Origin of the sequence: Rossellomorea oryzaecorticis (assembly GCF_038405515.1) — a bacterium.
Taxonomy (GTDB): Bacteria; Bacillota; Bacilli; order Bacillales; family Bacillaceae_B; genus Rossellomorea; species Rossellomorea oryzaecorticis_A.
In genome coordinates this window covers 19,855-45,735 of sequence record NZ_JBBYAF010000015.1, presented here as the reverse complement: position 1 = coordinate 45,735, position 25,881 = coordinate 19,855, and the positions used below count along the sequence as shown (strand labels likewise).

General features: G+C 44.2%; 26 protein-coding genes and 1 pseudogene. 15 read left to right on the top strand and 12 right to left on the bottom strand.

Going from position 1 to position 25,881, the window contains the following annotated elements:
• The first annotated feature begins 21 nt into the window (after nucleotides 1-21).
• On the top strand, nucleotides 22-1,008 hold the full coding sequence (locus tag AAEO50_RS09490) for an LLM class flavin-dependent oxidoreductase (RefSeq protein WP_341982880.1): 987 nt from the start codon (nucleotides 22-24) through the stop codon (nucleotides 1,006-1,008).
• On the opposite strand, the gene AAEO50_RS09485 is transcribed toward AAEO50_RS09490, so the two are convergent.
• From AAEO50_RS09485 to AAEO50_RS09470, 4 genes are all read right to left on the bottom strand, one after another.
• Nucleotides 900-1,535: a DUF6944 family repetitive protein gene (locus tag AAEO50_RS09485; protein ID WP_341982878.1), complete on the bottom strand. Its 636-nt coding sequence runs from the start codon at nucleotides 1,533-1,535 to the stop codon at nucleotides 900-902. The genes AAEO50_RS09490 and AAEO50_RS09485 overlap by 109 nt on opposite strands.
• 108 nt (nucleotides 1,536-1,643) lie before the next feature.
• Nucleotides 1,644-2,831: an FAD-binding oxidoreductase gene (locus AAEO50_RS09480; RefSeq protein ID WP_341982876.1), complete on the bottom strand. Its 1,188-nt coding sequence runs from the start codon at nucleotides 2,829-2,831 to the stop codon at nucleotides 1,644-1,646.
• 161 nt (nucleotides 2,832-2,992) lie between these two features.
• A complete protein-coding gene (locus AAEO50_RS09475) occupies nucleotides 2,993-3,529 on the bottom strand; it encodes a flavodoxin family protein (RefSeq protein ID WP_341982874.1) in 537 nt (178 codons plus the stop codon).
• Nucleotides 3,530-3,663: 134 nt separating this feature from the next.
• Complete coding sequence (locus AAEO50_RS09470; protein WP_341982872.1) at nucleotides 3,664-4,119, bottom strand: hypothetical protein; 456 nt, start codon at nucleotides 4,117-4,119, stop codon at nucleotides 3,664-3,666.
• A 92-nt stretch (nucleotides 4,120-4,211) separates the two neighbouring features.
• Here AAEO50_RS09470 and AAEO50_RS09465 point away from each other — a divergent pair, with 92 nt between their 5' ends.
• The 3 genes from AAEO50_RS09465 to AAEO50_RS09455 all read left to right on the top strand — a co-directional run bounded on the left by AAEO50_RS09465 (nucleotide 4,212) and on the right by AAEO50_RS09455 (nucleotide 7,753).
• On the top strand, nucleotides 4,212-5,690 hold the full coding sequence (locus tag AAEO50_RS09465) for a DEAD/DEAH box helicase (RefSeq protein WP_425383178.1): 1,479 nt from the start codon (nucleotides 4,212-4,214) through the stop codon (nucleotides 5,688-5,690).
• Nucleotides 5,691-5,771: 81 nt separating this feature from the next.
• On the top strand, nucleotides 5,772-5,942 hold the full coding sequence (locus tag AAEO50_RS09460; RefSeq protein ID WP_341982868.1) for a hypothetical protein: 171 nt from the start codon (nucleotides 5,772-5,774) through the stop codon (nucleotides 5,940-5,942).
• 230 nt (nucleotides 5,943-6,172) lie between these two features.
• Nucleotides 6,173-7,753 carry a long-chain-fatty-acid--CoA ligase gene (locus tag AAEO50_RS09455; RefSeq protein WP_341982866.1) on the top strand — a complete coding sequence of 527 codons (1,581 nt, stop codon included), beginning with the start codon at nucleotides 6,173-6,175 and terminating at the stop codon, nucleotides 7,751-7,753.
• 104 nt (nucleotides 7,754-7,857) lie between these two features.
• Here the strand turns inward: AAEO50_RS09455 and AAEO50_RS09450 are convergent, their stop codons facing one another.
• Nucleotides 7,858-8,475 (bottom strand): acetate uptake transporter, encoded by a 618-nt coding sequence (locus AAEO50_RS09450; protein WP_341982864.1) that lies wholly within the window; start codon nucleotides 8,473-8,475, stop codon nucleotides 7,858-7,860.
• Nucleotides 8,476-8,870: 395 nt separating this feature from the next.
• On the opposite strand from AAEO50_RS09450, the gene AAEO50_RS21410 reads away from it, so the two are divergent.
• The 4 genes and pseudogenes from AAEO50_RS21410 to AAEO50_RS09430 all read left to right on the top strand — a co-directional run bounded on the left by AAEO50_RS21410 (nucleotide 8,871) and on the right by AAEO50_RS09430 (nucleotide 12,185).
• Complete coding sequence (locus AAEO50_RS21410) at nucleotides 8,871-9,194, top strand: KGG domain-containing protein (protein WP_425383177.1); 324 nt, start codon at nucleotides 8,871-8,873, stop codon at nucleotides 9,192-9,194.
• An 81-nt stretch (nucleotides 9,195-9,275) separates the two neighbouring features.
• Nucleotides 9,276-9,428 (top strand): annotated as a pseudogene (locus AAEO50_RS09440) (KGG domain-containing protein); the annotation flags it as partial.
• A gap of 347 nt (nucleotides 9,429-9,775) precedes the next feature.
• Nucleotides 9,776-10,636 carry a dimethylarginine dimethylaminohydrolase family protein gene (locus AAEO50_RS09435; RefSeq protein WP_341982860.1) on the top strand — a complete coding sequence of 287 codons (861 nt, stop codon included), beginning with the start codon at nucleotides 9,776-9,778 and terminating at the stop codon, nucleotides 10,634-10,636.
• 169 nt (nucleotides 10,637-10,805) lie between these two features.
• A complete protein-coding gene (locus AAEO50_RS09430; protein WP_341982858.1) occupies nucleotides 10,806-12,185 on the top strand; it encodes an alkaline phosphatase in 1,380 nt (459 codons plus the stop codon).
• Nucleotides 12,186-12,224: 39 nt separating this feature from the next.
• Here AAEO50_RS09430 and AAEO50_RS09425 read toward each other — a convergent pair whose 3' ends face one another.
• On the bottom strand, nucleotides 12,225-12,404 hold the full coding sequence (locus tag AAEO50_RS09425) for an H-type small acid-soluble spore protein (RefSeq protein ID WP_341982856.1): 180 nt from the start codon (nucleotides 12,402-12,404) through the stop codon (nucleotides 12,225-12,227).
• 114 nt (nucleotides 12,405-12,518) lie between these two features.
• Between AAEO50_RS09425 and AAEO50_RS09420 the strand changes: the two genes are divergently transcribed.
• Nucleotides 12,519-12,674, top strand: a complete 156-nt coding sequence (locus AAEO50_RS09420) for a hypothetical protein (protein WP_341982854.1) — start codon at nucleotides 12,519-12,521, stop codon at nucleotides 12,672-12,674.
• An 84-nt stretch (nucleotides 12,675-12,758) separates the two neighbouring features.
• Here the strand turns inward: AAEO50_RS09420 and AAEO50_RS09415 are convergent, their stop codons facing one another.
• Entirely contained in the window at nucleotides 12,759-12,899 is a 141-nt protein-coding gene (locus tag AAEO50_RS09415; protein WP_341982852.1) for a hypothetical protein, read from the bottom strand.
• Nucleotides 12,900-13,097: 198 nt separating this feature from the next.
• Between AAEO50_RS09415 and AAEO50_RS09410 the strand changes: the two genes are divergently transcribed.
• From AAEO50_RS09410 to AAEO50_RS09390, 5 genes are all read left to right on the top strand, one after another.
• The gene (locus AAEO50_RS09410) at nucleotides 13,098-14,093 is read left to right on the top strand and encodes a permease (RefSeq protein WP_341982850.1); all 996 of its coding nucleotides are present in this window, start codon (nucleotides 13,098-13,100) and stop codon (nucleotides 14,091-14,093) included.
• A gap of 13 nt (nucleotides 14,094-14,106) precedes the next feature.
• Nucleotides 14,107-15,009 carry a TIGR03943 family putative permease subunit gene (locus AAEO50_RS09405; RefSeq protein ID WP_341982848.1) on the top strand — a complete coding sequence of 301 codons (903 nt, stop codon included), beginning with the start codon at nucleotides 14,107-14,109 and terminating at the stop codon, nucleotides 15,007-15,009.
• 98 nt (nucleotides 15,010-15,107) lie between these two features.
• Nucleotides 15,108-16,259, top strand: a complete 1,152-nt coding sequence (locus AAEO50_RS09400; protein ID WP_341982846.1) for an FAD/NAD(P)-binding oxidoreductase — start codon at nucleotides 15,108-15,110, stop codon at nucleotides 16,257-16,259.
• Nucleotides 16,260-16,275: 16 nt separating this feature from the next.
• Nucleotides 16,276-17,457, top strand: a complete 1,182-nt coding sequence (locus tag AAEO50_RS09395) for a GTP-binding protein (RefSeq protein WP_341982844.1) — start codon at nucleotides 16,276-16,278, stop codon at nucleotides 17,455-17,457.
• A gap of 150 nt (nucleotides 17,458-17,607) precedes the next feature.
• A complete protein-coding gene (locus AAEO50_RS09390; RefSeq protein ID WP_341982842.1) occupies nucleotides 17,608-19,062 on the top strand; it encodes a hypothetical protein in 1,455 nt (484 codons plus the stop codon).
• Between the two features lie 65 nt (nucleotides 19,063-19,127).
• Here AAEO50_RS09390 and AAEO50_RS09385 read toward each other — a convergent pair whose 3' ends face one another.
• Entirely contained in the window at nucleotides 19,128-19,442 is a 315-nt protein-coding gene (locus tag AAEO50_RS09385; protein ID WP_341982841.1) for a thioredoxin family protein, read from the bottom strand.
• 144 nt (nucleotides 19,443-19,586) lie between these two features.
• Here AAEO50_RS09385 and AAEO50_RS09380 point away from each other — a divergent pair, with 144 nt between their 5' ends.
• Nucleotides 19,587-20,630, top strand: coding sequence for an oxidoreductase (locus AAEO50_RS09380; protein WP_341982840.1), 1,044 nt, complete (start codon nucleotides 19,587-19,589; stop codon nucleotides 20,628-20,630).
• Between the two features lie 173 nt (nucleotides 20,631-20,803).
• Here the strand turns inward: AAEO50_RS09380 and AAEO50_RS09375 are convergent, their stop codons facing one another.
• The 4 genes from AAEO50_RS09375 to AAEO50_RS09360 all read right to left on the bottom strand — a co-directional run bounded on the left by AAEO50_RS09375 (nucleotide 20,804) and on the right by AAEO50_RS09360 (nucleotide 25,734).
• On the bottom strand, nucleotides 20,804-21,904 hold the full coding sequence (locus AAEO50_RS09375) for a Ger(x)C family spore germination protein (protein ID WP_341982838.1): 1,101 nt from the start codon (nucleotides 21,902-21,904) through the stop codon (nucleotides 20,804-20,806).
• Nucleotides 21,901-23,007: a GerAB/ArcD/ProY family transporter gene (locus tag AAEO50_RS09370; protein WP_341982836.1), complete on the bottom strand. Its 1,107-nt coding sequence runs from the start codon at nucleotides 23,005-23,007 to the stop codon at nucleotides 21,901-21,903. Before AAEO50_RS09370 ends, AAEO50_RS09375 begins: the two co-directional genes overlap by 4 nt.
• Nucleotides 23,004-24,506 (bottom strand): spore germination protein, encoded by a 1,503-nt coding sequence (locus tag AAEO50_RS09365; RefSeq protein WP_341982834.1) that lies wholly within the window; start codon nucleotides 24,504-24,506, stop codon nucleotides 23,004-23,006. The genes AAEO50_RS09370 and AAEO50_RS09365 overlap by 4 nt, the downstream gene beginning before the upstream one ends.
• Nucleotides 24,507-24,768: 262 nt before the next feature.
• Nucleotides 24,769-25,734: an iron-siderophore ABC transporter substrate-binding protein gene (locus AAEO50_RS09360; RefSeq protein ID WP_341982832.1), complete on the bottom strand. Its 966-nt coding sequence runs from the start codon at nucleotides 25,732-25,734 to the stop codon at nucleotides 24,769-24,771.
• Nucleotides 25,735-25,881: the final 147 nt, after the last annotated feature.

Genomic DNA, 25,881 nt, shown 5'->3' with positions numbered 1-25,881 from the left:
AAAGAATTTGGAGGGAACCACATGAAACTGAGTGTTCTTGATCAATCGGTCATCACGAAAGGACAGGAAGCAAAGGCGGCATTCGAAGAGACGGTGAGGCTTGCTCAATTTACAGAAGAACTGGGTTACACCAGGTTCTGGGTGGCTGAGCATCATAATACGAACGGCATGGCAGGCTCCGCACCGCAAGTGCTGATTTCACATCTTGCGACTATGACCGAGCGCATGAAAATCGGATCCGGCGGGGTGCTGCTTCCTCAATACAGCCCTTATAAAATAGCGGAGGATTTCAAAGTGCTTCAAACCTTGTTCCCGGGCAGGAGCGATCTAGGGGTCGGGCGTTCACCAGGGGGTTCTTATGAGACCCGCCTGGCACTGACGGACGGACTGAAGAAGAGCATGAATGAGTTTCCGAGGCAGGTGGAGAGGCTTCAGCATTTCCTTCATGGGGAGCAGGGGGTAAAGGCATATCCTTTCGTCGAGACACCGCCGGAGATCTGGATCCTTGGTATTACGCATCGGGGAGCGAGGGTGGCTGCTGAGAACGGTACGGCTTTTACCTATGGACATTTCATTCATCCTGCCAACGGAAAGAAGGCACTGGACGACTATCATAACCAATTCAGGCCTTCAACAGGTTTGAAATCCCCGCATAGCAATGTCTGCATATTCGTTGTCTGTGCGCCTACACAGGAAGAAGCTGAACAAATCGCGAAAAGTCAGGATATTTGGTTATTGGAAGTGGAAAGGGGAATCGATACCCGCATCCCCTTGAAGGAAGAAGCTGAAAGCAGGATATTCTCTTCAAGGGAGATGGAGAAAGTAAGAGAAAATCGTAAACGTGCGATCGTGGGAACTCCGGAAAAAGTGAAAGAGGAGCTGCTGTTGCTAAGTGAAATCTACGGGACCGATGAATTCATGATCATCACGAATGTGTCTGATTTTGAAGACAAATTAAGATCTTTCAAATTGCTTGCTGGAACACTGCTGAATGGAGCGCAGGACTGACTTTGAACCAAAGCGGACAGGATCGACCCGACAGCCTGGATCCAGCTGCCGATTACATTCAGATCTCCGCTGTCTTCGTTGTTCAACTCGAGGATTCCCGAAACAGCCTGTAAAGAGTTGCCGATTACCTGCAGAGCATTTCCGTATATCGAAAGCAATTCGTCCAATGTTCGTTCTTCATCAAGGGAATCAGCGACCGCAGCCGATCCGCCCAATGCCTGCAGGAGGTTTCCTTTGATATCGAGTTCCTGCTTGGTCACTTCATTAAAGTCGATCATCAGGCCGGACATGACAGCCAGATTTCCTATGGCTTGAATTTGGTTGCCGATCTTCGTTAAGTTGCCTGGGTCTTTGATTGCATCAGCTTCAAGGGCATTCCCTGTAGCCTGCAGTTCATTTCCGACTATGTCGATGTTTTCCAGTGTATCCTCCGACACGGACTTGATTGGAGTATTTCCTATCGCAGAAAGGACCGTCCCTATGGCTTGGATCCATGCGCCCAATGTGGCTTTAAACTCGTTCCCCATGTCAATCGCCTACTCTTTGAGTTCTAAGATAGTGTATACAAAAGTGGCGGGGATGGTTAATCTGTAAAAGTAAAAGACAGAAGACGGTATGGGTCTTCTGTCTTTTTACTATCTATCAAGCTTCACAATTTCTGCATCCGCATTCGGACGATTGAGGATCAGGTCCCTGAGAATCCTGCTTCCGAGCATGCTGTATACGGTTCCGTTTCCACCATAGCCGAGTAAATAGTAGATTCGCTCTTTCTCAGGGTGCTTCCCTATATACGGCAGGTGATCGAGGGATTCACCGAAGCTTGCCCCCCAGGCGTATTCCATTTCAACGTTCAAATCGGGAAACATCTTCTGCACTTCTTTTTCAATGCGTTTTCCTTGTTTGTCGATTTTTTCTTTATTTTGAGGGGCTTCCGCAGGATCTTCATCCAGTCCGCCCGCAATGATTCGATTATCCACGGTGGTCCGCAGATACAAGTAGGGTCTGTCTGTTTCCCAGATCAGCGATCGTTCATGCCACTGAGATAAATCTTTCACCGGCTGAGTGGCGATCGCATAGGAACGATTGATCTCGGTGCCGATGTTTTCACCAAGAGGGGGCGTTTCATAGCCGGTCGAGTAGACGACGTGAGACGCTGTCAACGTTCCCTTGGTCGTTTCAATAAAAACTCTATCTCCATCTTCTTTTACTTCAATTGCTTCTGTACCCTCAAAAGCTGTCGTATTATGTTCTTTCAAATATTCGAATATTCCATTCACAAACCGGAACGGGTTCACTTCCGCATCTCCGTGAGTGATCAATGCACCGGTCTTCGAGAATGGAAGATGTTCTTTCATATCCTTGCGGGACCAATATTCCACCGGGAAGCCATGCTGTTTCAGCGTTTTGTATTCTTTTTTCAGCTTGGGAAGATGCAGCGGCGTACTTGCATAATAGATACTCTTCCTGCGGGTGAACTCTGGAGAAACAGGCACGCTCATCGCCACCTCCTCCAGGTGATCAATCGCTTCCTGGCACAATTTATAAAAACGGACCGCTTTCTCCTCGCCGATCTGCTCGATCAATTCATGGAGCATGATGTCATTTGAAAACTGCAGCAATCCTGTGTTCGCGGAGGAGCTGCCGGATGCAAGCTGCCTTTTTTCAATGATCGCCACTTTCAAGCCTTCCTTAGAAAGCACATAGGCACATAGCGCACCAGACATGCCGCCTCCTATGATTGCGACATCGTAATGAGTATCAAACTCTTTTTCTGTATCGTTATAGGTTGTTGGCCAAAATAATTTACCGTTGTGTAATTCCATCTTTTAGTGATCCCCCAATGAGTAGTGGTTAGAATTTGTTTCCTATGTCATTCCCTTTAGGAAGGGGGATTGAAACAATTTGATTTATTCATCAATCAAAAATGTGGATTTTTTTTATGAATAAACAAAAAAAGATGACCCCAAAAGGATCATCCATCTACTTATTTGAACAATGCATTCCATCGCTCAGCCTTCTCCAGGGCGGCAGCATCATTGACAATTTCACCGGGGCGCACGCCGGCACCGATCATGTAGTCTGCAAATTCCATGTTCACGAACTCAAAAATGTAGTTGAATTGCTGAACCAGAGGCAGCCCTTTGATCCGGGCGCTCGGTCCGCCGCTGATGACCACGTAGGCTTTTTTCTTTGTGAGCTCTTCTTTCAAGTTAAACCGTTCATCACGTAAGTATTGACTCCATCGGTCGAAGAAATTCTTCATCGGACCGCTCATGCCGTACCAGTAAAGCGGAGTGGCGAACAGAAGGATGTCGTGTTCTTGAATTAACTGAACGAGTTCTTCATAATCATCTTCGACAGGGGAGAAGCCTTCTTCGGAATGTCTCATATCCACAATCGGCTTGATATCCAAATCCGCAAGCGACACAATCGTATGGTCGGTGCCCTCGATGATTTTCTTGGCAAGGTATTCAGAATTCCCGTCTTTCCTCGTACTTCCCAGCAAGGCTAATACTTTCATCTTTAACTCTCCTTCTTAAATAGATCAGCTGTTATCTTAGTATATTCACCCATAAGCAAACAGGGAATGGACCCGTGTGGCACAGGGTTTGTCTTTCCGCCATTTGACAAGGACCCACAGTCTCTTGAAAAAATTTACCGGATCTTAAATCCTTCTTCCCTTAAATACAGGGCAGCTTCATCATAGCCGCCGAAGCTGTCTTCCAGATTGTCGCCGGCGTAAATATTCCAGCGGTCATCTTCTTCCACTAACAGAAGAGTGTGACCTTCTGAATCTTTCCATGTCTGCTCAATGGCAGGCTCGATTTTTTCCTCTTCTGACAAGTAGGTGATGGAAGCGGTGATGATTTCACGAAGCTCCTCTTCATTGAACTCCCGAATATTAACAAGTCCTTTTTTATCAGCTTTATATTGAGGAAGATCCCCCGTATAGACAAAGCCGTTTCCGTTTGGATGAAGATGGTAGACAACGGTTGTTTTATCATAAAGACTGTCTTCGAAGTGGAAATTCACCCGGTTTAACGACACATCTTTTTTAGTAAGCTCATCAAATGTTTCGATGATGTCCAGTTTCTCTTGGAATGTCAGCATATAAATTCCTCATTTCTATTACAACGATTTTTTCATTATAGCATAGTCCCCTATTTTTAAAGAAAGGTTAGGGGTATAATGAGGGGAAAGAGGTGACCATATTGAACGATTTCATATCCTTAGGGATTCAACCAAAGTACGCAGATGCATTAAAAGAACAATCCATTTCAGAACCGACACCGATCCAGGTTGAGACGATACCTGTTTTATTAAATGGCGAAGATGTTATTGGACAAGCACAGACCGGAACGGGAAAAACGATGGCTTTCCTGCTCCCGATGCTTGCTAAAATTGATAAAGAGAAAGAAAGCATTCAATCCCTCATCGTCACTCCGACCAGGGAGCTGGCGATTCAGGTGACAGCAGAACTCAACCAGCTTGTGTCCGCTTCAAATGAAGAAATTAATGTGCTGGCCGTTTACGGTGGGCAGGACGTTGAGAAGCAGATTAAACGTTTAAAAAATAAGGCGGTTCACATCGTCATCGGGACCCCGGGACGGATCCTTGATCATGTCCGCCGCGGTACGATCGATTTTTCGGAAGTATCTTTCCTTGTCTTGGATGAAGCCGATCAAATGCTTCATATCGGTTTCTTTGATGAGGTAGAGTCGATTATCCGCGAGACTCCTTACACGAGGCAGACCGCTTTATTCTCAGCGACGATGTCAAAGGATATCCGGAAAATCGGGAAGCGCTATATGAATAACTCTCTCAACGTTCAAATACGTGAAAAAGAGAAGATCGTCGAAGAAATCCATCAGGAAGTCGTCGAAACGACAGATCGAGGGAAGCTTGATGCCCTCAGTCAAACAATCCATGACGTCCAGCCGTTTCTCGGCATCATTTTCTGCCGGACAAAAAGACGGGTAAGCAAGCTTCATATGGATTTGAAGGCAAGGGGCTTCCTTGTCGATGAGCTTCACGGAGACCTGTCGCAGGCGAAGCGGGAAGGTGTCATGAAGAAATTCCGTGATGCCAAAATCCAACTGTTGATTGCAACGGATGTAGCGGCCCGCGGCCTGGACGTTGAAGGCGTCACGCACGTCTTCAATTACGATATCCCGGAGGACGTGGAAAGTTATATTCATCGGATTGGCCGGACGGGGCGCGCCGGAAAAGACGGACTTGCTATTACGTTCGTGGCCTTGAAGGATAAGCAGGCTCTCGAAATGATCGAAAAAGGGATTGAGCGTTCGCTGCCTAGGCGCGAGGTGGAGGTTTCGCCTTCATCGGGCCAAAGCTCTTCCCGAAGTAAAGAAAAGAGCGAAAGCGTCAAAGAAAGAAGAGAGAAAAACATTCAGGCAAGCCGGGAACGCAGCGCAAAAGGTGGACGTGGCAGACGCGGTTCCGGTAAGTCTGGAGACAGAAACGAGTCGAGCGGCCGCTCAACTTCAAGGTCTGACAGCAGGAGATCAGATGGCAGAAGCTCATCAGGCATGGGTTCATCCGGCGGACCAGCTGGCAGAGGCTCCTCATCCGCAGGCAGAAGGAGCGGCGGTGGAAGCAGCAGATCCGGCGGGCGTAACAGCAGCTCCAGTTCGAATTCAGGCGGCAGAAGAGGCCGTTCTTAATTTAATTGTATATATCGGCGAAAAAGCATGGAGTGCAGTTGTGCGCAGCCATGCTTTTTAATTTTTTATCATATTTGTCGAATGGTTGATTTTTTGAAAGAACTCAATGATTATTGGCTGAAACTCGATGATTATCGACCAAAACTCGATGAATTTGAACTGAAACTCGATGATTATCGGCCAAAACTCGATGAATTTGAACTGAAACTCGATGATTATCGACCAAAACTCGATGATATCCCAAGGAACTAAAAGATTATCAAAAAACGCCCCCAACATAGATTACCAATGACCGAATTCAGGCCAGCCTTCACCCATAAAGGCTTCCTTTAACTAAGTTTTGCTCCAATTTACATACATAACACTGTTATTTTTAACTTCATTTATCAGAAAATTAACATAACTATCTTGATATCTATTCATCATTCCCTTATAAATAGAGTAAACGCTTTACTATTTTGGAAAGGGGATGGAAGGACAGCATGCATGTACCTTTAGTATTAACGGACTTTCTCGATCGGGCAGTGGAGCAATATGGGGAAAAGACTGCCATCATCGATGATGAAAAAAGACTGACGTATAAACAACTGAACGCCCGGGTAAATCAATTATCCCGCGGTCTTCAAAAAATGGGCATTCAAAAAGGGGATAAAGTTGCTTATCTCGCCCCGAACACAACCGAGATGCTCGAAGGGTTCTATGGGGTGTACGGAGTGGGCGCGGTGATGACACCTCTGAATACCCGCTTGAAGCCAGCGGACTATGAATTCATTTTGACTCATAGTGAAAGTAAAGCATTGTTTGTAGATGAAGAGCTGTATCCACTGGTTCAGCCAATTTTGTCAAAGGTCCCAAACCTGAAGCATGTCATCATCCACGGAGAATCCCAAGATGATTACCCTGGCTATGAAGAGTGGAGGGGAAAGTACAGTCCCGAGGAATTTGACAGGGTGCCGCTTGAAGAAACGGATATCGCATCCCTTCTTTATACGAGCGGGACAACCGGTGATCCGAAGGGGGTTCTCCTGACGCATCGTTCAAATTATCTTCACGCTTTATCCACCATGCACCATTTGAAGGTTTCAGATCAGGACACGCTGCTTCATGTGCTGCCGATGTTTCACGTGAATGGATGGGGCTCTCCTTTTTATTACACAGCAAACGGTGCCACACAGGTGATGCTCAGGAAGGTCGATCCAAAGACCATTTTGGAAAAAGTAAAGAAGCACGGGGTGTCGGTCATGCATATGGCCCCGACCGTCCTGAATATGATTCTTGAACAATATGAATCCAGTAAGCCGGTCATCGACCAGCCGTTAAGGGTCGTCATCGCAGGCTCGGCACCTCCACCGGCTTTTGTGAGAAAAGTGGAAGAAGATTTGAAGTGGGAATTCATCCAAGTGTATGGCATGACGGAGATTTCCCCGCTCATCACGACTTCTGTGATCCGTTCCATGGAACTTGATAAACCAAAGGAAGAGAAGTACCGGTTGAAGGCAAAAGCAGGATACAGCATGATCGGCGCAAAGGTCAAAGTCGTCGATGAGTTAGGAAACCAGGTTGAGGAAGACGGAAAGACAATCGGGGAAATCGTCACCAGGACCAACACCGTCATGGAGGGGTATTTTAAAAATCCGGAAGCGACGAATGCAGCGATCCGGGACGGCTGGCTGCATACAGGGGATATGGCCGTTGTCGACGGGGACGGTTATATCGAGATTGTCGACCGGATGAAAGACGTCATCATCAGCGGCGGGGAAAATATCTCCTCCATCGAAGTAGAGGGAGCGCTTTATGAACATCCCGGCATCCTCGAAGCTGCGGTGGTCGCCGTTCCTCATGAACGATGGGGTGAGGTGCCGCACGCGGTCGTCGTCCTTCGCGATGGCCACGACCTGACTGAAGAAGAACTCATCTCTTTCTGCAGAGAAAAATTAGCTAATTTCAAAGCGCCAAAGGGCATCACATTTGCCGAAGAGCTTCCGAAAACGGCCTCCGGGAAAATCCAAAAAGTCGTCATCCGCAAAGAATTCTGGAAGGACCGGGACAGGATGGTTCATTAAGCGATGCCTGCCAAGATCAATACAAAAAAGACGTGTGAAATTCACACGTCTTTTTCTATGAATGATATCAAAAGACCGATCTCTCTATCGTCCTTTCTCTTATCCTATTTAAAAATCCCGAATGGTTTACCGACCGGAAGCGTCACTTTTCCAAAATGAGTATTTAACACGCTCGCTGCAGAGCCATAGAAACTGAAGAGCGAAATCAGCAGTTCTGAAATGGCGGCTAATTTGTGCATAGCTTCAGGCATGACTCCCAATGTGGAAAGAGATAGACCGATGAATAAGAAATCGATCAGAACGAAGATGATAAACAATACCTTATGGGTTTCCATCGCCCCGATGGTCATGAATAAGCTGAATATCAAGTATCCAACGAAGGCGATTCCTAATTGCTCAGGATCGGCGGCTGCTGCAGCTTCCTTGCCGAATACACCGAACTGGATCAGCCAGGATGTCCCGACACCAAGCCAGAAAAGCCCGAATGCTCCAAAGGCCGTCGTACCGAATGTATTGTTGTGCTTGGCATCTTGAATCGATGCAAAAAGCTGAGCGAATCCTCCGAGGAAGATTGCCCAAGGCAAGACAAAGGATACCCCGTCAGTCCAGCCCAGCTTGGCAGATGAAGCCACAAGCGTGACCATTGCCAGCCCGAATAACCCAATTGCAGAGGGGTCGGCCGTTGTTATTTGAACACGTTGACTTGTTTGTGATTGATTCATGATGATTCCTCCTAAAAAAACATACCTGACTACATTACAGAAAAAATCCGGCCGGCACAATAGAAAAAATGTATGTAAGCATAACTTTCATAAAAAGTTTTTATGGAAGGAGGTGCGCCTTATCAGGGGCTGGAGGATTTTCTATAAAATCCCAGCCTATCATGATGTTTATATTTCCAATAAGATGGTAAACAAGCAAATGTAACATCAAAAAACAAAGGAGGATTCTTACAATATGGCACTCAGTTGTAAAAGAAAAGACAAGCCATAGAGAAGCTGCCAGGGTATGCACATGAGAATTCTACTTAGGTTTTAACAAAGTCATTGGAAACGTCATTTCTGAAAAAGGGTCATTGGTCATCACACTAATAACACTTATAAGGAGAGGAAACAAAATGGCAAACAATAATAATCGAAACAACAATAATAACAACGGAAACATGAGCCGCGAAGAAAGAGGCCGTAAAGGCGGAGAAGCAACTTCCCGCAACCACGACAAAGAATTCTATCAGGAAATCGGTGAAAAAGGCGGAGAAGCAACCGCCAGCAATCACGACAAAGAATTCTACCAGGAGATCGGTGAGAAAGGCGGCAGAAATTCCAGTAACTCAGGGAATTCAAACCAATCAAGAAGTAATAACTCAAATTCAGGATCCAACAGCTCAAACTCAGGATCGAACAGCTCAAACTCAGGATCGAACAGCTCAAATAACCGCTAATCCTTAAGATTGTCATTGAAACGTCATTTCCGGAAAGAGGCGTTGGTAACAACTAATCTCATTAAAAGGAGAGGAAACAAAATGGCAAACAATAATAATAACAACAATAACAGCAAAAACAACAATAAAATGAGTTATGAAGAAGCGGGGCGTAAAGGCGGAGAAGCCACCTCGAAAAATCACGATAAAGAATTCTATCAGGAAATCGGTGAAAAAGGCGGCAAAAACTCAAGTTCAGGCGGATCCAACCGTTCAAATAACAACAACTCAAATAACAACAATTAATTTAATCGAAACAAATAAAAGGGATCCTTTGCAAGGGTCCCTTTTTAATGGACATTTGGATGTTGTAGTGCAAGTACATCGGTGATAGAAATTGAATAATTCGTTCTCAAGCCAGTTATCAACAATTCTTATAAATCGTCCCTTCTGGATTTAACACCCACCAGGCAACATTCACCAAGCACCCGACTCTATCTGTTTTAAGAGCGGCCCTCCTCAAAAAAATTTTTTCAAGGTTTTATCTCAAACCAAAAAGGGAATAATCCCTTCGTAACGAAATTATCGGGAGGTAAAACCCTATGAACCTGTCAAGGAAAGCAGTACAGGACAGTGATGTGAATTGTCCTTCTGAATATGGAAGATTGAAGAAGGTATTGGTGGTTTCACCTCAAAATATGAGGATCACCGAAGTAATCAACGAGACTCAAAAACATTTCTTGGAAGATAATATTAAAATAGATAAAGCCATCCGGCAGCATGAGGAATTTGTAAAGATTCTTGAGGATAACGGAGCCGAAGTGAATCATCTCGAACCCCGTAAGGAATTCAACGAGCAAGTATTCACCAGGGATATTGGATTTTGCATCGGAAATGAATTCATCGTTTCATCCATGAGTACCAGCTTAAGAGAAGGAGAAGTGAAAGTGCTTCTTCAATGGCTGGAGGAGAACAAGATTCCCCACACTCATTTGGCAGCTCACTCCATTGAAGGCGGGGATGTACTCGTAGATGGGAAAAATGTATGGGTTGGGATCAGCGGACGGACCAATCGTCTTGCGATTCAATCCTTGAAAAAGCTGCTGCCGGACTATACGGTCCATGCTCTTCCTTTAAGAAGCGACATCCTTCACCTGGATTGCGTCTTCACGATCATTTCGGAAGAAGCTGCCCTCGTATATCCGCCGGCCTTTTCAAAAAAAGATCTGGAAAAAATCAAAGATCACTACAATATCATCGAAGTCAGTGAGAGGGAGCAGTTCCAGATGGGCCCGAATGTACTGGCGATCGGGGATAAGAAGATCATCAGTCTCTCTCAAAACAAAAAGTTGAATGAAAGAATCAGGGAGAAAGGCTTTACGGTCATCGAAACCGACTTCTCTGAAATCATTAAGTCAGGCGGCTCCTTCAGATGCTGCAGCCTTCCTGTCATAAGAGAATAAAACAGGGCTCGCTCCTCAGTGCTTTAAAGCATCGAGGGACGGGCCTTTGATTTTTTCTGAATGAAGCGCTGGTTTACAATCCTTTACACTATTATAGTTTCTATGAAAAAGGTTCTTCATAATCCTCTATTATTCTAGTAACTGTATTCATAACTTAGGAGGTAGGGAAATGAAGAAGTCTATGAAAAAGATCCTGCCATTGGCAGTTGTATCATCATTAGCAATTGCCAGTGTTATTGGAATGAATCAGGAAAACCCGGAAGCAAAAGCAGAGGATTCAAAAAATGGAAAAGCGAAGAATGTCATTTTCATGATTGGCGACGGTATGGGTGTTCCTTATACAACCGCTCTTCGTTATATGAATGACAATCCGGAAACACCTGAATTTGAGCAAACGGCATTTGATCCTTATCTTGTCGGTCTTCAATCGACTTATCCGGAAGATGAACACGAAAACGTAACTGACTCAGCAGCTGCTGCGACTGCGATGAGCGGGGGAGTGAAGACGTATAACAATGCGGTGGCGGTTGAAAATGATAAATCCAGAGTGAAAACAGTATTGGAACAGGCAAAGGAAAACAATATGTCTACAGGTATTGTTTCAACGTCTCAAATCACTCACGCAACACCTGCTTCATACGGTGCGCACGATGAACACCGTGACAATGAGAATGAAATTGCGAATGATTATTTTGATGAAATGATCAAGGGTGAACATAAGATCGACGTCATGCTGGGCGGAGGAACGGGCTTCTTCGAACGTGAAGACCGCAACCTTACAGAGGAATTCAAGAAAGACGGATACAGCTATGTGAAGTCAGCAGAAGAAATGAAGAAAGATGATAACAAACAGATCCTTGGTCTTTTTGCCGAAGAAGGCATGGACAAGATGATCGACCGCGATGAGAAACAGCCGAGCCTGGCTGATATGACCACATCTGCGCTTGATCGTCTGAAAGGTGATAAAGACGGTTTCTTCTTGATGGTGGAAGGAAGCCAGATCGACTGGGCAGGTCATGACAATGATGCGGTCGCTGCGATGAGTGAAATGAGAGATTTTGAGAAAGCATTTGAGAAAGTTCGTGACTTTGCGAAAGAAAACGGAGAAACATTGGTAGTCGTTACAGCCGATCATTCGACTGGCGGATTCTCAATCGGTTCAGATGGTGAGTATAACTGGAATCCGGACGTAATCGATGCAGCCAAACGCACGCCTGACTTTATGGCAGAAGAATTTGCGAATGGTGCATCTGTGGAAGACACATTATCACAATATGTTGATCTGGAACTGACAAGTGAAGAAATTGCTTCTGTAAATGAAGCGGCAGCAACAAAGGATAAAGTTGAGATCGACAATGCGATTGAAAAGATCTTCGACAAGCGCTCCGGTACAGGCTGGACGACGGACGGACATACAGGAGACGATGTTCCTGTCTATGCATTCGGTCCTCAGAAAGAAAAAGTCGCAGGGCTGATCGACAATACGAATCAAGCACAGCTAATCTTCGAAATATTAAAGAATAAAGGTAAAATCAACGAAGATAAATAATGTGAAAAGCCACGCAGATAGACACGGCGTGGCTTTTTCTTATGATTCTTGCAGATCCGCGATGCTCACTTGTGATCTTTCTTCTAACGGCCCTCGAAGATGAACGACAGCTGTCTGTCCATCCTCCATCACTTCATCAATCCAGACAGAAGTATCATTATATTTTACCTCTATGTCTGCGGAAGAAGATAAGATTTGTTTCACTCGTTTAAGTTCCATGTTCCATTTCCTCCTGAATTTCATTTTCCTTTGTTTAGTGTGTCCAACTGCTTCAAGAACATGCCAGTATACTTTATCTTCTTCAAGAGATTCTAAAATAGAAAGGGTGATTTCATGAAGGAAAAAGAACAAATGTCGACGACTCAGGCGAATATGGAAATGAATGAACGTTTTTACGGGAAAGACGAACCAAAACAAGATTCAGGGGCACCAACCTATCTCCAAGGCGGAGGGACACCCGCGATTAAAATTACCGGGGACGACGAGTGATGGAAAAGCCGATTTCAGGATCAATTCTGAAATCGCTTTTTTTATGTGAATATAAAAAGCCGCCCATTACAGGCAGCCTATTGATCAATCTGTCTTATTCTTTTGATCTTTATTATGTTTGTTGCCTTTACTGTTATCGCCGCTTGTCAGTTCAGAAGCAAATTCTGTTGTCCCTCGTTTAGGGGAGTTTTGATTGCTGCTTCCTTTGTTGAATTTTTTTGTCACTGGGCATTCCTCCTTTTATTTTCTGTTTAGTTTTAGAAAAAAAAGTGGAAGTTATTCATTTTGCAGCCTTAGAGAAAAATGAGAAAGCCAAGAAGAATTAAAAAAGGTAAAAATAATCATAGTTTTTTTGTCCAAGCATAGGTTATAATGTAAAACGTAATTATTACGATTTGATTATTAACAAGAGAGGATAACGACATGAATTCTTTAAGAAGCCTTGGTCAAGATACGCTGGGTATATTACTGTTTCTGGGGATCATCGCTCTGTTCCTCGCGGGTGACTTGATTTCAATCCCGGATGAAGTGATGTCTTCTTCGGTTGTGAACGTCACGACAATCTTCCTGAGTATTTTGTTAGAAGCCATTCCTTTTATATTAATAGGTGTTTTTGCTTCAGCTGTGATACAGGTATTTGTATCAGAAAACATGTTGAGAAAATGGATTCCCAAGCGGTATCCTTATCTTGCCCTTTTTCCTGCAGCTATGGTGGGGGCATTGCTTCCTGTCTGTGAGTGTGCAATCGTTCCGGTTGCGAGAAGGCTGATCAAGAAAGGGGTCCCGGCTCATCTTGCCATTGTTGTCATGGTGACCGCACCCATATTGAACCCGATCGTGCTCGCATCGACCTATTATGCTTTTCAAAACAATATGACGGTAGTATGGGGAAGAATGATTCTCGGATTCATCGCGGCGATTTTGATCGGTGCATTCGTGTACAAGCTCTTTGGTAAACGAAACCCATTGATTAAGGAGAAGCATACTCACCACCATGAGCACCATCACGCCAGCCATGGGAAGATCATGCAAACCATCGTACATGCAAGTGACGAATTCTTTGATATGGGGAAGTATCTTGTCATCGGTGCATTTGTGGCCGCTGTATTCCAAACATACCTGGATCGCGAACTATTGGTGGGGATCGGTTCCGACGCTGTCGCTGGACCTGCTGTTATGATGGCATTCGCATACATCGTTTCACTTTGCTCAGAAGCGGATGCGTTTGTAGCTTCATCATTCGGCAGTCTCTTTACAACCTCATCACTCCTGGCATTCCTGGTTTATGGACCTATGATTGACTTTAAAAACACACTATTGATGCTTGCTTATTTCAATAAAAGGTTCGTTCTTACATTTATAGCGATTGTCACGATCGCTGTGTATATCTGTACATTTATTTTTGGAATGCTGGTGTAAAGGAGGAGATCATTTGAAATCATCGGAACAATTTCACACATACATAAGGGGCATTATCTTAATCGGTTACGCGCTCTTGGTATTGAAGCTTTTCCTGACGTTCAATATGCAAAATTTCGTTGCACCAAAGATGCATATCTATATGTATTTCTCGCTGGGCGTCTTCCTTGTGCTTGGTGTAATCCAGATCATTCGGGGAACCTCTTGGAAAGGGAAAGCGCATCATTGTGACTGTGAAGGGCATGAGCTCCCTAAAGGGTTCCTGCGTTCGACAATTGTCTACTCGCTTTTCGTTATTCCGGTTGTTCTCGGTTTCCTGATGCCTGATAACCTTCTGGACAGTTCGGTTGCAGCTAAAAGGGGAATAAAGGTAGGGAATAGTTTATTCACTACCGCTCCTCAAGCAGAAAAAGGGCCTGATGTAAGCAATGAAGAAAACAAGGAAACACAACAGCATACGAATCAACCGACACTTGGATCATACGAAGAGTTCCCGATAGAAAAAGACTTTGATAAGCTTAAAGAACTTATGGGTAAACAAGATAAAATCATTGTCCGGGATGAGCAGTATATCCAAACGCTAAGTGTTGTAGATGAAAGCCTGGATGAATATGTTGGCAAAGAAATTCAATTGACAGGCTTTGTGTATAAGGATGAAGGGTTTGCAGAAGATGAATTGGTCATTTCTCGCTTCACTGTTACATGCTGTGTAGCGGATGCTTCCGTATATGGAATCCTTGCTAGAGATGGGGATCTCGGTAAACTGGAGCCTGATACATGGATCAATGTCAGCGGCATCATCGATAAGACAGATTTCAATGGGATGCAGATGCCGGTCATCAAGAACCCTGTGTTCGAAGTGGTAGATCCCCCGGAGAATCCTTATGTAGAGGAATTTTATATTAAAATTGAATAGTAAAAAACCCCTGTCCAACCAGATAAGATGGACCGGGGTTTAATTTTAAAAGTTAAATCGTAATCATTTCGATTTATTGAGTGTAAGGAGGCTGGATAATGTTTGAATGTGTCATCGCGGGCGGGGGTATTCATGGATGCACCGTCGCAAATTATTTAGTCAAAAAGAAAAAGATGCCGATCGATCAACTATGCATTATAGATCCACACCCTGAGCCATTAGCAAAATGGAAGATGCTGACGCAAAGAATTGAGATGCCCTATTTGCGCTCTCCTTCAGTTCATCATCTTGACCTGAATCCATTCAGTCTGCAATCTTTCAAAGAAAAGGACAATAACTCCTTTTATGGATACTATAAGCGCCCTGCACTGAGTTTATTCAATGATCACAGCGAGTCTGTCCTAGATGAAATTGAAATCCGCAAGGCGTGGAAGCAGGGATCTGTACAGAATGTGAGAAGAAACGATTTCGCGTGGGAGGTTCAGTTGGATTCGGGTCAAACGATTAACGGGAAAAATTTAATCATTGCAACGGGCATGAACGAAACCCTTTCTTATCCTGATTGGGCGCAAGAGCTTGTAAAAGAAAATCCCGAACAAGCAGGTCATGTGTTTCAAAATAATATACCTCCACTGAAGCCGCCTATAGCGGTCATTGGCGGGGGAATATCGTCAGCTCATCTCATCGTGAAACTCAGTAAAAAGTTCAAAGGTGAAATATATCAAATCTCGCGTCATCCATACAGAGTGCATGACTTCGATAGTGATCCGGGCTGGCTCGGCCCCAAATATATGAATGCCTATCAAAAGCTGACATCATTAATAGAAAGAAGAGAGGCCATACAAAACGCAAGGCACAAGGGGTCGCTGCCCCGAGAATTAGTGAATCGGCTAAAGTGGCTGCAAAAAGAACAGGCCTTTACCTTTATTCAGGACGAGGTACTTACATGGCATAAAAGTTCCTCTGGGTTTAGATTAAAGTTTAATAAGAAAAAAGAGATTAACGTACAAACAGTTCTTTTCGCCACTGGATTTTCTTCAAATCCCATGAAGGTAGAATGGATGAAGAATCTCATTCAACAAGAAAATCTGACTTGTGCACATTGCGGTTTTCCGGTTGTGAGTGAGAGTCTCGAGTGGTGTGAACATTTATTTGTCTCGGGACCTCTTGCTGAACTTGAAATAGGTCCTTCTGCCCGAAATATCTCTGGAGCCAGAAAGGCAGCGGAACGTATAACAGAAAGTATATGAAAAGGAGATTGTTTAAATGAAAGTGCCAGTAACAGTATTAAGCGGTTATTTAGGATCAGGGAAAACCACTTTATTGAATCATATAATACAAAATAGAGAGGGAAAGAAGATTGCCGTCATTGTAAATGATATGAGCGAAGTGAATATCGATGCTTCACTTGTAAAAGGCGCCGGATTTTCCCGTACCGAGGAAAAATTGGTCGAGCTGCAGAATGGTTGTATATGCTGCACGCTTCGAGAAGATTTATTATTAGAAGTAAATAGATTGGTGGAACAGGGGGATATTGATTATATTGTAATTGAATCGACTGGAATTTCTGAACCGATCCCCGTAGCACAGACCTTCACTTACTCCGATGAGGGGACAGGGGTGGATCTAACCGGAAAAACGAGGTTGGATACTATGGTGACAGTAGTGGATGCAAACCGCTTTTGGCATGACTTTGCAAGCGGTGAGACGTTGCTGGACCGCCTGCAGGCAACAGATGAACACGATCAGCGTGAAGTGGTGGATCTTCTGATTGACCAGATTGAATTTGCCAATGTCATTCTGCTGAATAAAATTGATTTGGTAGAAACGAAAGATGTACATGAATTAAAGGCGGTTCTCCAAAAACTTAATCCAGGCGCAAGAGTGGTAGAGTCTTCTCATTCCAGGGTCGAGCTCGACCAAGTCCTGAATACAGGTTTATTCGAATTTGAATCGGCAAGTCAAAGTGCCGGATGGATAAAAGAACTTCAGGAAGAACATACTCCAGAAACGGAAGAGTATGGGATATCTTCTTTTGTATATCGTAGAAAGAGGCCGTTTCATCCAGTGCGTTTCATGAAATGGATGGAAGAGTGGCCGGTTGATGTGGTGAGGGCAAAAGGGTTCTTTTGGCTGGCAAGCCGCAATGACATGACCGGGCTTCTTTCCCAGGCAGGCCCTTCCATCACCATTCAAGGTGCAGGTAAGTGGATGGCTGAATATCCGGAAGAGGAAATCCAGGATATTTTAAAGGAAGAAAAAGAATTAGCGGACAAATGGGATCCAATCTATGGTGACCGGATGAGTGAAATCGTCTTGATTGGACTGGAAATGGATCGTGAGGTAATTGAGAGCTCCTTGGATCAGTGTTTGTTGACCGATGATGAAATGAGGATGGACTGGAACGCCTTTCTTGATCCCGTTCCTCCATTTATTATAGCTGAGTAAGTGTAAAAAGCCTGGTTCTCGATTGCCGAGAGTCAGGCTTCTTTATTGCTTCAGGGGGTAACCCATGAGCAATCATTCCTATTAAACAAGTGAAAAAAGGATTTTACGTGATGAAGAGAGAATGAAGAAAGAAAAAGGAGGTGCCAAGCTGTGAACGAAAAATCAGCGTTATTCCCGTCTCACCAACAAAAAGGAGCCGTCCATGGAAGCTGGTATTCCGGGGAGAAGCCAGAGAGAATAAAAGAAGGCAGCTATCCGATTCTTTTCATCCATGGAATCAATACCACTTCTGAAACATGGTCGATCGACGGAAATGGCATCGGTGAAGCAGCCCGTTCCCGTGGGTTTGAAACAGCGTTTATCACTTTGTCCGGCACTGATGACATGTGGACAAACGGCTTGCTGCTTGCTGGAAAGCTTGGAGAGATATCCGGGCACTTCAAGAAAAAGGTGGTCATCGTCGCTCACAGCAAGGGTGGAATCGATGCCCAGACGGCAATCGTTTATCATGGAGCATCCCGTTATGTTAAACGAGTGATTACCCTTTCAACCCCTCATCATGGGTCTGAGCTTGCAGATCTTGCATACAGCAGATGGGCGGATTGGCTGACGGAAACCCTGGGCAACAGGAGTGACGCAGTATTCTCCCTTCAGACTGGATATATGAAGGCCTACCGTAATCGTACGGATGCCGCCGCTGACCGGCAGGCGACGCGTTTTTATACTTTCGGAGGTACGGGGTGGGGCAGCATGGGTTCCGAATTGTTTTGGGGTGGCCTGTATCTGAGCAGGTTTGGTGCAAGTGACGGAGCGGTGACGGTGAAAAGCTCGCGGCTTCCTTACGGACAGGAGGTGATGGTTGATGACTGGACCCATAAAACGATTAAGCAAGGAGAAGAAATATTTCCTTATGTAGAAAAACTGGTAATGGAAGAAGTCGATGAAATCCCTGTATCAGCTCTCCAGGTTTCGGATGAAGAGGAGGTTCAAACCTCGGTGCTGCACAAGGGAGGAAGGTACACAGGCGTCCTCAGAGAACGTTTTTTAGTGGAAGATGGAGTGGATAAAATCACGGTCGATTGGGTCAGCTCTTTCAGGGAGGCATCTCTACTACTGAAAGGTCCTGGAGGCAGGACCTATACAAGCTTTGTGACAACAGGGGATGAGACAGGGTTCTTTCCAAATGCTTTTCATCATTCTCTGATGGTCGATAAACCATCTTACGGTAAATGGGTGCTCGAAAGCCGGAACGATCAACCTGATACTTACTTGTTGAACGTGATGTTTTCAAACGGAGTGAATCCACAAGTGGACGACATCTTCAGCGGCTCAGAGATTGATGTGGAGAATGAAGGAATGAATATGGCCAGTACACCAAATCTCATTCATCATACTCATCTGACTCACTTTCCGGTTACAAAACAGGACAGTGAGAAATCCATCGAAGATCTAGCCAGTCTCAGTCCAGACTATTTAGCACAATACGGAGAAGGTCTCCACAATATTACGATAGATATAAAAGGAACCACCCAGCGCGGGAATGAATATGAACGGACAATCGTCAAAACCATCTTTGTCGACAAGGATGGAAATATCCATGAATAGTCCAATACAAAGGCCCGTTCCTCTGTGATGATTTAAAGCATTGAGGGACGGGCCTTTGTATTTGGTTAAATTGTTTCCATGAAATCTGTCACCTGGTCCGGTGTTTTGGCATTTGCGCTGTGCAAATGGGCGGTTTTTTCGCCGTTTTTCCAGACGAGCAGGCTTGGAATTCCCATAACATCATATTTTTCTGCGATTTCCGGAAGTTCATCCTTGTTGATGTCATACCATTTATATTGATTGTATTGTTCCATGATTTCATCGAGAAACATATCCATGCGGCGGCAGTCCGGACACCAGTCGGCATGGAATTTTACGACTACGGGCTGTTCTGAAGAAATCACTTCTTCGAACGTTTCTTTATTTTTGATCGATTGCATGTGGATACCCCCTTTCCCTTTTATTTTAACCACATGTGAATCTTACGTAAACTGCAAGGTTTCATATTCCAGCAGCAAAGAATTTCCTGGTCTCGGAAGAACATGATAGTATAGGGATACATTCTAAGGGAAACAGGTGATAACATGAAACCGATCAATGTGGGATTAGCAGGATACGGATTCTCGGGACAAAGCTTTCATCGCCCGTTACTGCAGCATTCCAACGACTATCAAATACATACGGTTATGTCTTCAAATAAGGAAAAAGTTCAGGAAGACTTAGCAGGCGTCAGCGTGGTGCCGACATTGGATGAACTGCTTCAGGAAGACATTGAACTTGTCGTCATCACGACACCGAACCATCTGCATTATGACATGATCAAGCAGTCACTTGCAGCAGGGAAACATGTAGTCGTGGAAAAACCATTCGTCACAAAGAGCAAGGAGGGCGAAGAGCTGATACAACTGGCAGAAGAAAAAAGCCTTCTCCTTTCTGTATTCCATAACCGCCGCTGGGATGCCGACTTCCTGACGATCCGGAAGCTGATGGAAAGCAAGCAGCTTGGTGAAGTCACTACATATGAAGCGCACTTTGACCGTTACCGTCCGGCAGTAAAGGACCGCTGGAAGGAAAACAAAATCGACGGCGGAGGAGTATTATATGATCTTGGTGCACACTTGATCGACCAGGCATTGTATCTTTTCGGAAAGCCCAAATGGGTGTTTGCGGATGTCTTCTCCCAGCGTGATCCTGAAAAAGCAGAGGATTATTTTCAAATCACGTTAGGATATGAAAACACGCGGATCGGTCTCTATTCCCGCTCGATTGTATTGGATCCGGGTCCGCGCTACCAGGTTCATGGCCGGAAGGGAAGCTTTGTGAAGTACGGCATGGATCGTCAGGAAGCCGATCTAAAAGAAGGTCTGGATCCTTATTCCAAGTCGTGGGGGAAAGAAGATAAAGAGAACTGGGGAACCTTAACCCTGGTGGAAGGTGAGAAGGTGAACACCATTAAGCTTCCGTCTGAAAAAGGTGATTATACTCAATATTACCGGGGGATCCATCAAGCCATAAGGAACAACCAAAGTTCTCCGGTGCCCCCGGAAGAAGCACTTGATGTCATACGCATCATTGAGGCCTGCAAAAAAAGTGCCGAGGAGAAAAAGTCTGTTTACTTGGAAAGTTAGTTTTCCTCCAGGTCATGGCAGGGAAATAGATGAAGATCAATAATCGATAAAAGAGAAGAGAAGCCCGGCTGACCTGTACGTGTGTCAGCCGGGCTTTGCTTTATTTAAAGGATTTCTTAAACTCTGAAGCTGCTTAAGAGTTCCGATTCAAGAGCCTTGATTAATCCAATTCTTTACTCCACCGTACCGCCTTCCACGATCTTTACGTCTGGTTCTACATTAAATTGCACATTGGGATAGAGCTTGCTTTCCCACTCTTTAATGTCAAATCCTCTTACACCATGTTTTTGGATCTGACCGATTCCGATCGGGTCGACTCCGATCTTCTGAAATTTAGTAAGCATTTGCATTGCTTTGTCTTCAATATCTTTCTCCATGGTTTTTTCAATATCGGTGATTTTTTTGGGGGTCAACCTTTCACCTGTGTATTCTTTGATGATTCCTTTTATTTTTATTTTTATTGTAACCTTGACCGGATTCTTTTTGTACGTAACTTTTATCTTGTGTTTCGCTTTAAGACTTGTTATGGAGGCTTCAACTTTTTGGCCGTCTCTTTTTTGCTCCTGATCAAGACGTACAACGTGACTGCCTTCCGAGATCTTATCCACCAGGATCTTAAAGAAGAACATATCCTCAGCGGGGATGGTATCGACCATTTTATCTTTATGGAATAGGGCAATTCCATCGACTTTCAGCGTATTATCTGAAATTTTTCGAATAATCGGGAGGTAGGGAGTCTGACCTAATTGATAATAATCAAAAAGGAACATGTGCAGGTTCGTTTCAGGCAGTTCCCGTCTTTTTATGTTCTGCTTAAGTAAATTGGAGATATACATTCCGTTTCCTCTGATGCCATACTGTCCTTGAAGAATTTCCCTGGCGTCGCCTTTGCTGACCATCATATATACCCTTGCTCCGATGCTGGGATCTCTCTGCAGGGAATCGGCAATATCGATTACCCCCTTTTTTGCAAGTTCTTCCCCGATGACAACCGCATCCAGCCCCCCTCTGACCAGGGGCTGCTGGGACATTCTTGCCAGGGTTTCCAATACTTCCCGGGTGGAAGTTGCTTCAGCGGAAAGCGTCATATTCTCAATTGATTTATCGGGCTTATAAACTGGAAACATGGCAGTTCCACGTATTGTATTGTCTTCCACCAAGTCATACCCTTTCCCTGTTTCAATATATAAGTCATCGAGAATCTCTCTTTCTACACATCCTGACGACAAAAAGGAAAGTACCATGGCTATTCCACATACTAGAACCTTTTTCATGATTTTTTTCTCACCTTCTTCATAAGAATGACGAGTACTAAAAGAATCGGAATATAAATGAAATTGATATAGAAGCCGATTTGTCCAGCGATATCATTAAGGAAGTTTACTTGTGTTCTGGTAGTGAACAAAGTAAGGGTACTCAAACATATCAGTATGATGATTACCAAGGAATGCCGGTGTTTGAGCGGGGTCATCCGCTTTAAAATCCTGCTTGCACACCATAGGGTGATACATACGTTTGGAAGAATGACAAGACACCAATTGGCTATCCCGATATATTCAAAACGCTCTACAAAAGGCATCTCTACGATTTTCCACATGGACAGAGTAGCCCATACGGTTTTTTCCAGCTGCTTCTCACTGAAAAAGGCAAACGAAATGAGGGCGATGAGTGTATAGACGGCAGTGGTGGTAAATAACCCCCAGTGAGCATATTTCTGTGATTTCTTCGCATTTTTAATAAAAGGATAGAGCAGCAATATTGCTTCATAGCCTAAGTAAGTGAGAGACATATTCTTCGTTGAGATTAAAATGTCTTTCAACGAATGGTCGAAGACAGGCAAGATATTTCTGTAATCAGAGAACGGAAAGGTAAAAGCAAACGTAAGCAGCAGGTAGCTGGGTAATAATGTGCCGAAAAAAGCCGTTCCCGCAATGATCCGGACTCCCCCCCTGACAAAATAATAGCAGAGAATGAAAAAAGATAGTGCAAAGATGAATGTACTTAACCTTGGGTACATCCATACTTGAAGTACCTCGATGTAGGTTCTTAAAATGGTGATCACCAGCAGACTGAAGTATATGACAAAAACGGTGTCGAATATTTTTCCTATCCACTTCCCGAATGCAAGAGTGTGAGCTGATACAAGATCTCCTCCGCTTTTATCCAAGAGTACATACATTATGAATACCAAAATGTGTGTGAAAATGCCGGCAATGATAACGGAAATCCACCCATCGTAACCGGCATTCTTGGCGATTACTCGTTGAAATCCTAATACGCCTCCACCAACTTGGATGGAGTGGATGAGAAAGAAAACTAAAAATGGGCTGATTTTTCTTCTTTCAGGAATGGCTTGCATCATTTCACCTCTATTCATTCATCAATATCAAGCTTTTTCTTCCCTTCTTGAAATTTGAATCGATCCTTTTTATTCGTCCGAAGGTATTGAGGGCGGTCTGCTTGCTTATTAAATGGAAAACGAATGAGTGCATCTTTCAAATCCCTCAGGCGCGGCGGATATAAAGGGGACAGGAATGGCCGTCCCAATGACGTGAGATATAAAAGATGCCCCATAAGGAAACAGAAACAAAAAACGATTCCAAGCAGCCCCCAAAGTTGTGCGAATAGCAAAAATGGAAAACGCAGGATCCGGATTGTGTTACCCATTCTGTAGACGGGCGTCGTAAACGAAGCCAGGGCTGCAAGGGCAACGAGGATAAGCAATACATTACTCGTCAGCCCGGCTTCAACCGAAGCGGTCCCGATTACGATACCGCCAACGATACCGATTGTCTGACCAACCTTTGTCGGAAGCCTTGCCCCGGCCTCGCGCAGAAGCTCAATCGTCAATTCAAGAAACAATGCTTCCAGAATAGGCGGAAGAGGGATCTCCTGCCGGGACGTGACGAGTGTGGCCATCAGGTCCTTAGGAATCAGTTCATAATGATAGGTGAGGGCCGCCACATAGATGGGAGTGATCAGGATGGAGAACGCAACGGCGAATACCCGTACCAACCTGAAAAAAGAAGCCACAAGGAAATTAAGGAAGTAATCCTCGTATGCATTGAAGAATTCAACCAGTGTTGTCGGACCAATCAGCGCATGAGGCGAACCATCCACCAATACGGCAACCTTTCCCTCAACCAATACTGAAGCCACCCGGTCTGGCCGCTCGGAATCCAGCAGCTGGGGAAATGGAGATAAGCTGTTATCGGCAATCAGCTGCTCAATGAATGAGGAGTCCATGACCTGATCAAAGTTGACGTTTTGCAGGCGCTGCCGCATTGTATTCACATTTGCTTCATCTGTCAGACCATCCAAGTAAAGGAGGGCGACCCTTGTATGGGTAATGGAACCGATATTAAATTCTTCTACAGTAAGTTCCTTGATGGGGATGCGTTTTCGCAAGAGGTTTAAATTATCGCTCATAGATTCAACGAATGCCTCTTTAGGCCCGACGACACTGAACTCCACTTCCGGCTGCGACACCTTCCGTCCCATTTCATTCTTGGTTGCGATGAATGCGAACTTACGATTCGAGGCATCCATCGTTAACATCGTGTATCCGTTAAATAACTTCTGTTCAATTTGGGATTCATCTTTCGAGACTTGAATATCAACGATCGGCACCAGGGTTTTGAGATCGTCAAAATCATGGAAATCCTTTGATAATAGGGAAGGAAGAACATCTTCCTGAAGAATTTTCCCGTCAATCAACGTGGTGATGAAGTGAAGGCTGAACTTCACTCCGGTAAAGGGGTTTTGGTAAAAGGCCTGTTTATAATCAGCCGATTTTTCGATTTCTGATTTAATACTTTCATATGACTGTTTCTTTTTTGTTTTATCTGAATTCTTATTTTTAAAGATTGAAAACATACGAATCCCTCATGTTCACTTTGGTGTATTCTGTAGTGTTTCCGAAATAGGGAGAATTATGAAAAGTTGAGGAGTGCTGGCAAAAGAGTTTTTTTGATTTAGCAGGGGAGGGGTGTTTATCTTTCTTCTCATCCAGTTAAATAATATTCAACAGAGCCTTGTGGTCGTGCGGGGTATTCAAACACTCATTTAACCACATCAACAATTAGTAAACTGCAAATAAAAAAGACCAGGGAATCATCCCTGATCTTTTAGGTCTTATTTATTGTTCCAAGAAGAATTTTTCGATATCATCAAGCATTTTGTTGGCTGCGATGACGCCGCCTGCGGTGTTCCAGATTGCGTCGCTTACTTCGTGTACGTTACCTGCTTTGGCAGCTTCAAGATTCTTGAATAGAGGGTCATTGATCCACTCTTCTGCTAATTTGTTTGCTTCACCGTCGCCAGTTTCATAGGTGAAGTAGAAGAGGACATCTCCATCCATTGCAGGGATTCGTTCTTTCGTTACACCTTTTTCAGCAAAGTCATCTACATCCTGGCCTTCTGGGCGTGCAAATCCTAATTGCTCAAGAATGACACCTGAGAACGAATCTTTATGGTAGATACGGACGTCACCGGCAAGGAAGCGGACCATTGATACTTTCTGGTTCAGCTTATCGCCTAATTTTCCTTTCATGTCTTCGATGCGCTGATCGTATTCAGCCATGACTTTTTTTCCTTCTTCTTCTTTATTCAATGCTTTTGAATATAATTCGAAGTTTTCTTTCCAGTTACCCTTAAGTGTTTCAGACATAACCGTTGGAGCGATTTCTTTCAGTTGGTTGTATTGCTCTTCCTGACGAAGTTTCGTTCCGATGATAAGATCGGGCTGAAGCTTAGCAATCGCTTCGATGTTCAATTCGCTTTCAGTACCGACCACTTCAACATCTTTCATATCGTCAGCGATGTGATCGTACCAAGGATCACCTGTCCATGATTGAACGGCACCTGCAGGAGTGACACCCAATTCAAGCAGTGCTTCAGTTCCTTCATTTGTAAGGATGACGACCTTTTCAGGTGTTCCTTCAATTTCAGTTGTCCCCATTGCATGCTCTACTGTATACGTTTCTTCTTTTTTCTTATCATCTTTACTTGCTGAAGTATCTTTATCTTCTTCCTTGTTTCCGCAAGCCGCAAGTAAAAGAAGAGAAGCAATCAGCAGTAAAGATAGTAGGCTTCTTAATTTCATATGTATAATTCCTCCTGATATAGTATTGATTGATAATGATTATCATTCACAAGTCTTATGATAATTGAGAAGGTTTTCATTGTCAACAACTAATTGATAATGATTTTCAAAGTCATTGACGGCAATATCAATCTTCTCTAAAATAGG

Coding starts and splice junctions, on each gene's coding strand:
- AAEO50_RS09490 (WP_341982880.1), top strand. CDS start 22: ATGAAACTGAGTGTTCTTGATCAATCGGTCATCACGAAAGGACAGGAA.
- AAEO50_RS09485 (WP_341982878.1), bottom strand. CDS start 1,535: ATGGGGAACGAGTTTAAAGCCACATTGGGCGCATGGATCCAAGCCATA.
- AAEO50_RS09480 (WP_341982876.1), bottom strand. CDS start 2,831: ATGGAATTACACAACGGTAAATTATTTTGGCCAACAACCTATAACGAT.
- AAEO50_RS09475 (WP_341982874.1), bottom strand. CDS start 3,529: ATGAAAGTATTAGCCTTGCTGGGAAGTACGAGGAAAGACGGGAATTCT.
- AAEO50_RS09470 (WP_341982872.1), bottom strand. CDS start 4,119: ATGCTGACATTCCAAGAGAAACTGGACATCATCGAAACATTTGATGAG.
- AAEO50_RS09460 (WP_341982868.1), top strand. CDS start 5,772: ATGGTTGATTTTTTGAAAGAACTCAATGATTATTGGCTGAAACTCGAT.
- AAEO50_RS09455 (WP_341982866.1), top strand. CDS start 6,173: ATGCATGTACCTTTAGTATTAACGGACTTTCTCGATCGGGCAGTGGAG.
- AAEO50_RS09450 (WP_341982864.1), bottom strand. CDS start 8,475: ATGAATCAATCACAAACAAGTCAACGTGTTCAAATAACAACGGCCGAC.
- AAEO50_RS21410 (WP_425383177.1), top strand. CDS start 8,871: ATGGCAAACAATAATAATCGAAACAACAATAATAACAACGGAAACATG.
- AAEO50_RS09435 (WP_341982860.1), top strand. CDS start 9,776: ATGAACCTGTCAAGGAAAGCAGTACAGGACAGTGATGTGAATTGTCCT.
- AAEO50_RS09430 (WP_341982858.1), top strand. CDS start 10,806: ATGAAGAAGTCTATGAAAAAGATCCTGCCATTGGCAGTTGTATCATCA.
- AAEO50_RS09425 (WP_341982856.1), bottom strand. CDS start 12,404: ATGGAACTTAAACGAGTGAAACAAATCTTATCTTCTTCCGCAGACATA.
- AAEO50_RS09420 (WP_341982854.1), top strand. CDS start 12,519: ATGAAGGAAAAAGAACAAATGTCGACGACTCAGGCGAATATGGAAATG.
- AAEO50_RS09410 (WP_341982850.1), top strand. CDS start 13,098: ATGAATTCTTTAAGAAGCCTTGGTCAAGATACGCTGGGTATATTACTG.
- AAEO50_RS09400 (WP_341982846.1), top strand. CDS start 15,108: ATGTTTGAATGTGTCATCGCGGGCGGGGGTATTCATGGATGCACCGTC.
- AAEO50_RS09395 (WP_341982844.1), top strand. CDS start 16,276: ATGAAAGTGCCAGTAACAGTATTAAGCGGTTATTTAGGATCAGGGAAA.
- AAEO50_RS09385 (WP_341982841.1), bottom strand. CDS start 19,442: ATGCAATCGATCAAAAATAAAGAAACGTTCGAAGAAGTGATTTCTTCA.
- AAEO50_RS09380 (WP_341982840.1), top strand. CDS start 19,587: ATGAAACCGATCAATGTGGGATTAGCAGGATACGGATTCTCGGGACAA.
- AAEO50_RS09375 (WP_341982838.1), bottom strand. CDS start 21,904: ATGAAAAAGGTTCTAGTATGTGGAATAGCCATGGTACTTTCCTTTTTG.
- AAEO50_RS09370 (WP_341982836.1), bottom strand. CDS start 23,007: ATGAATAGAGGTGAAATGATGCAAGCCATTCCTGAAAGAAGAAAAATC.
- AAEO50_RS09365 (WP_341982834.1), bottom strand. CDS start 24,506: ATGTTTTCAATCTTTAAAAATAAGAATTCAGATAAAACAAAAAAGAAA.
- AAEO50_RS09360 (WP_341982832.1), bottom strand. CDS start 25,734: ATGAAATTAAGAAGCCTACTATCTTTACTGCTGATTGCTTCTCTTCTT.